This is a genomic window from Bartonella bacilliformis Ver097 (assembly GCF_000709795.1).
Taxonomy (GTDB): domain Bacteria; phylum Pseudomonadota; class Alphaproteobacteria; order Rhizobiales; family Rhizobiaceae; genus Bartonella; species Bartonella bacilliformis_A.
Genome location: NZ_KL503802.1, coordinates 505,204 through 511,167, shown reverse-complemented (window position 1 = coordinate 511,167; position 5,964 = coordinate 505,204). Strand labels below are relative to the sequence as shown.

The window sequence follows — 5,964 nt, the reverse complement described above, 5'->3', positions numbered from 1 at the left end:
CTTTTATAGCATAAAGCACTCTCCTTTTTCTTATTAATTTCTATTCATTTTTACGAATTTCTAAAAGTTACGAACTTTTAAATCAAAAGCCAATCTCGCTTAAGAAGCATATCCTATACCATTTTTTCAAAAACTTCCCTTGTCAAGAAAAAACAACAGACTACTTTCCCTAAAATCCGTATTGCTTCTTTAATTTTCTTTAGGTTTTTATGATGTCTTAGAAATTTTAACGTTCAAACCCATCCATTGCCAAAAGCAAACAACAGGAGGAATTTATTATTTTATCGAGAACAGCGTCAATTCTATCTTCAGCAGAAAGATTATAAAGCGCAATTTTCTAGCCAATTCATCAAAAAAGGGGAGAGATTTTCACGAAAGGGAATAAAAATGAAATTGACGTCGTTATTATTTTTTTGCAGTTTATTACTCACTCTTCAAACTTCTATTTCAGCTCCTATTCCTCATCAAATTCAACCCCCTACTGATAACCCTCATGATGAAGCTATTCGTGTTAAGGTCCATACAAAATACGAATATTGTTATACTCCAACATTTGTAAATGGTGAAAGTTATATTTACCTCAACAATTGTTCTGCTTCCAGTGCTCTACCTGCTCGATATGATGTTTTACAAAGAGTTTCTTGGAATGTGAATAATGTTTGGCTGTGTATGACCGCTCCTAGCTCCGTAACAGGTATTGATGGAAAGTCTACAGCCGACTGGGATTATCTCCTATTAAGACCCTGTGTTATCAATGATGCTAATCAACGCTGGATCATTACAGGAAATGCCTTTCATACAGCAGATGGAAGATTCCGTGTTAAAGATTATAAATGGTACCTTTATATTTCAAAAGACTCTAGAGCTTCCTATGATCATAGGTTAGTCAACATGAATAAATGGGCAAACACTGTAGCTCCTCCTGTGAATCTTAATACAAAAACTTTCTTAGGTTGGAACTTTATCAGTGGTTCTACCCAGACTAGATATTATGTTACAGACGATGGATCACGATCAGAGCTATTTGATCTCTATTATAATCCAGAAAATGGTCATATTGCTCGATATTTCCCTTCCTCTAGAGCAATGTCTTGCATGGTTTCCCAACAAGCTAAATCAGAAAGTTGGAATTGGGTAAAGTGGTTATCGTGTAAAGAAACTATTTCCAACAACACAAAAAACAAAGATATTGGCTTTTGGGATCTTTCTCAGTTAAATGGAAGTGAAGGCCCCATCTTGGATTATCTAGGCAATCTGTTAAGAGTTACCCAATATGGCTCGAATTGGGGTTTCCCTTATACAGCTACAAGTGATTATATTACTAAACAAGAATCGCAATATAACCACCCTACCTCTGATTTTATTTTTGATTACGACATTGAACGGTGGAATCGCTTTGTTAATGGGAATTTAGGGGATACACTGACTTATTGCCCGGCTCCTGGAACAAAGAAGAATGTTACACAGACTGCTCACATACGAGAAAAACGATCATTACCTCCTAGTTTTGAACTTACTGAGGAATGGAAAAAAAGATTATGGCAAATCGCTAGAAGTAATATTCCTGGCACAACACCAATAATTGCCTATTGCGGACCCTGCATGCTGCAGACTCTACAAATGCTTGCTGAATTGCAAGAATATCATTACAGTCATCCTCCTCGAGATGGGGAAGGATATTTTTTTAATACAGCTCCTAATACAAATCTATTTATTTCCTTTCGCGCAAGATTCCCTCTGCTTGCAGAAAGGCTGCATAACACAGAAAATTATGCTAATGTACCTTTGTACGCAGGAGAGAGTAGCTATACACGCACAACTAGAATAACTCGTTCAGCAGCACTAATGTTATTGCCCAATTATGATTGGAGACCTTCAGCCGTTGTTAGAACACATGAAGAAATGATAAGAGTAATTCAAAATATGTTTACTGCTCCTAGTGGCACACTTTGGTATCTTTCAATGGTGAGAACAAGCTATACAGGAACATCTGGTCATGCCCAACCTATTTTAAGAACAAGAGACGGGCTCGTGTTAATCCCAACGAATACAGCTAGAATAACTTTTGAACGATACATACAACGTCTTACTCCAATAACAACAGCAGAAGAAGTATTTAATAATCTTACACGTGGAGGCATTCTAATACTTCATTCACTCGCAACAATTCAAATGGCTTTGAGACATGAGATTTCTTTAGATTTTTATTTATCTCAAAGGGATTGCACTGGAGAAGGAGACGGTAGAAGAGGTAGTGGCCTTCTTCCAAGAGCAGCGCTTTTTAATCAGTGTCTCAGTGGCAGATGTGCGATCCAATAAGGTGCTTAAAGACTGTTTTTTAAAGTTTTAAAGCGCAATCGATAAGGCAGAGTAATAAGCTTAATTAGTGTTTATTAATATAGTTGTAGTTATTAATCTGAGTTTTATACGGAATAGAATCCACAAGATAGAGATACAGGGCACGAGATTTATTTTTTAGACCTCTGCTCTGTATTTTTTTGAGGCAGTAAGTAAGCTACGTTCCTATAAAGATGAAGCGTATTTATACAATGAGACAGTACTCCATAAGCTGAGATGTTTATGAAAGAGAGCTTTACACCTTTTGTAGGGGCTTGGTTTGGGCAGCAGAAAGCCACATTAAAACACAAACATTGTTCATGCTTGTGCATTAGAAATAAGAAGGAGAGAAACTGTATGCGTAGGACACAAAGAGAGAAGATGGAGATACTGGTTGCGGGGGCAGGATTTGAACCTGCGGCCTTCAGGTTATGAGCCTGACGAGCTACCGGGCTGCTCCACCCCGCGCCATGAAGAAAAGACGGCCCTATTTGGGGTATTTTTCCTTCTTTTTGTTGTTTGTCCCTTTTCACTTTATCTTTAAAGTGACAGAATTTTTTGAAGATTGTGAGGATGTTTCTATGCCTTTAGCAGACCTGGCAGCGACTTACTCTCCCGTGCCTTAAGACAAAGTACCATCAGCGCTGGAACGTTTCACGGCCGAGTTCGGGATGGGATCGGGTGCAGGCGTTCCGCCATAACCACCAAGTCAGCAAAGGGCATAGAATGAGAAACTGGTTTTGTGCTTTTATTAAGTTTTAGTTTTATTCATTAATTGAGTGTTTCATCATGAATGAATAGAGGAAATGAGAACGATCAAGCCAATCGAACTATTAGTATCAGTAAGCTTCATGTGTTACCACACTTCCACGCCTGACCTATCAACGTGGTGGTCTACCACGGTTCTCAAGGGAATACTCGTTTTCAGGTGGGTTTCCCGCTTAGATGCCTTCAGCGGTTATCCCGTCCGTATATAGCTACCCTGCTATGCGGCTGGCGCCACAACAGGTCCACCAGAGATACGTCCATCCCGGTCCTCTCGTACTAGGGACAGATCCTGTCAATATTCCTACACCCACGGCAGATAGGGACCGAACTGTCTCACGACGTTCTGAACCCAACTCACGTACCGCTTTAAATGGCGAACAGCCATACCCTTGGGACCTGCTCCAGCCCCAGGATGCGATGAGTCGACATCGAGGTGCCAAACAACCCCGTCGATATGGACTCTTGGGGGTCATCAGCCTGTTATCCCCGGCGTACCTTTTATCCGTTGAGCGATGGCCCTTCCACACGGGACCACCGGATCACTATGACCGTCTTTCGACTCTGCTCGACTTGTCAGTCTCACAGTCAGGCAGGCTTATGCCATTGCACTCAACAAACGATTTCCGACCGTTCTGAGCCTACCTTCGCGCGCCTCCGTTACTCTTTAGGAGGCGACCGCCCCAGTCAAACTACCCACCATACACTGTCTTGAATCCGGATAACGGACTGCAGTTAGACATCCATGTCGGTAAGGGTGGTATTTCAAGGATGACTCCACAAGGGCTAGCGCCCCTGCTTCAAAGTCTACCACCTATCCTACACATGCCGACACAAATGCCAGTGTAAAGCTATAGTAAAGGTGCACGGGGTCTTTCCGTCTAACCGCAGGAACCCCGCATCTTCACGGGGAATTCAATTTCACTGAGTCTACGTTGGAGACAGCGGGGAAGTCGTTACGCCATTCGTGCAGGTCGGAACTTACCCGACAAGGAATTTCGCTACCTTAGGACCGTTATAGTTACGGCCGCCGTTTACTGGGGCTTCAATTCAATGCTTGCACATCTCCTCTTAACCTTCCAGCACCGGGCAGGCGTCAGACCCTATACATCGTCTTGCGACTTCGCAGAGCCCTGTGTTTTTGGTAAACAGTCGCTACCCCCTGGTCTGTGCCACCCTCTAACGGTTGCCCGCTAAAGGGTCACGCTTCTTCCGAAGTTACGCGTGCAATTTGCCGAGTTCCTTCAACGTAGTTCTCTCAAGCGCCTTGGTATTCTCTACCTGTCCACCTGTGTCGGTTTCGGGTACGGTCTATATGTGGGAGCTATTTCCTGGAATTACTCTACTGCAAGATCAATCCAATAAGACCTTACAATATACGCAATCCGTCACTTCCCACAGGTCCACGAATATTAACGTGGTTCCCATCGACTACGCCTTTCGGCCTCGCCTTAGGGGCCGACTCACCCTGCTCAGATTAACTTTAAGCAGGAACCCTTGGACTTTCGGCGAGGGAGTCTCTCACTCCCTTTATCGTTACTCATGTCAGCATTCTCACTTCCGATACCTCCAGGAGCTCTCGCGAGTCTCCCTTCACAGGCTTACGGAACGCTCCGCTACCACTTGCTCATAAAAGCAAATCCACAGCTTCGGTGTATGGCTTTAGCCCCGTTACATTTTCGGCGCAAAGACCCTTATTTAGACCAGTGAGCTGTTACGCTTTCTTTAAATGATGGCTGCTTCTAAGCCAACATCCTGGTTGTTTTGGGATCCTCACATCCTTTCCCACTTAGCCATAACTTGGGGACCTTAGATGGTGGTTAGGGTTGTTGCCCTTTCCACGACGGACGTTAGCACCCGCCGTGTGTCTGCCAGTTAGTTCTTCCAGGTATTCGGAGTTTGGTTAGGTTTGGTAATCCGGTGAGGACCCCTAGCCCATCCAGTGCTCTACCCCCTGGAGAATTCAACTAACGCTCTACCTAAATAGATTTCGCGGAGAACCAGCTATTTCCGAGTTTGATTGGCCTTTCACCCCTAGCCACAAGTCATCCCAATCTATTGCAACAGATACGGGTTCGGCCCTCCAGTAAGTGTTACCTTACCTTCAGCCTGCTCATGGCTAGATCACTCGGTTTCGGGTCTAATCCAACGAACTGAACGCCCTGTTCAGACTCGCTTTCGCTACGCCTACACCTATCGGCTTAAGCTTGCTCGTTAGACTAAGTCGCTGACCCATTATACAAAAGGTACGCCGTCACCCAGAACGAATCTTGGGCTCCGACTGTTTGTAGGCATTCGGTTTCAGGTACTATTTCACTCCCCTCGTCGGGGTACTTTTCACCTTTCCCTCACGGTACTGGTGCGCTATCGGTCATGCACGAGTACTTAGGCTTGGATCGTGGTCGACCCATGTTCAGACAGGATTTCACGTGTCCCGCCTTACTCAAGGACTTAAATCAGATTTACGTATACGGGACTATCACCCCCTTTGGTTCGACTTTCCAATCAATTCTACTTTTCTAAATTTAAGCCACTGGCCTGGTCCGCGTTCGCTCGCCACTACTAACGGAGTCTCGGTTGATGTCCTTTCCTACAGGTACTTAGATGTTTCAGTTCCCTGCGTTCGCTTCTTACACCCTATTTTATTCAGATGAAGATACCTTATTAGAGACAACTAGAAACCTAAACTGTCTCTTTTACAAAACAGCTTAACGTTCCCAGCAGTCAAAGGTGGGTTGCCCCATTCGGAAATCTACGGATCAAAGGGTATTCGCACCTCCCCGTAGCTTATCGCAGCGTATCACGTCCTTCATCGCCTGTGCATGCCAAGGCATCCACCAAATGCCCTTAAGACACTTGATC

Annotated in this window: 1 protein-coding gene, 1 tRNA gene and 2 rRNA genes; 1 reads left to right on the top strand and 3 read right to left on the bottom strand. The window is 44.0% G+C overall.

Going from position 1 to position 5,964, the window contains the following annotated elements; translation table 11 throughout:
• Window positions 1-387: 387 nt before the first annotated feature.
• Window positions 388-2,319, top strand: a complete 1,932-nt coding sequence (locus tag H710_RS02095) for a DUF1561 family protein (RefSeq protein WP_041849182.1) — start codon at window positions 388-390, stop codon at window positions 2,317-2,319.
• 409 nt (window positions 2,320-2,728) lie between these two features.
• On the opposite strand, the gene H710_RS02090 is transcribed toward H710_RS02095, so the two are convergent.
• The 3 genes from H710_RS02090 to H710_RS02080 form a co-directional block, all read right to left on the bottom strand.
• Window positions 2,729-2,805: transfer RNA gene (locus H710_RS02090), tRNA-Met, on the bottom strand.
• A 126-nt stretch (window positions 2,806-2,931) separates the two neighbouring features.
• Window positions 2,932-3,046: ribosomal RNA gene (rrf, locus tag H710_RS02085) — 5S ribosomal RNA — on the bottom strand.
• Window positions 3,047-3,149: 103 nt separating this feature from the next.
• Window positions 3,150-5,964: ribosomal RNA gene (locus tag H710_RS02080) — 23S ribosomal RNA — on the bottom strand.

Coding starts and splice junctions, on each gene's coding strand:
- H710_RS02095 (WP_041849182.1), top strand. CDS start 388: ATGAAATTGACGTCGTTATTATTTTTTTGCAGTTTATTACTCACTCTT.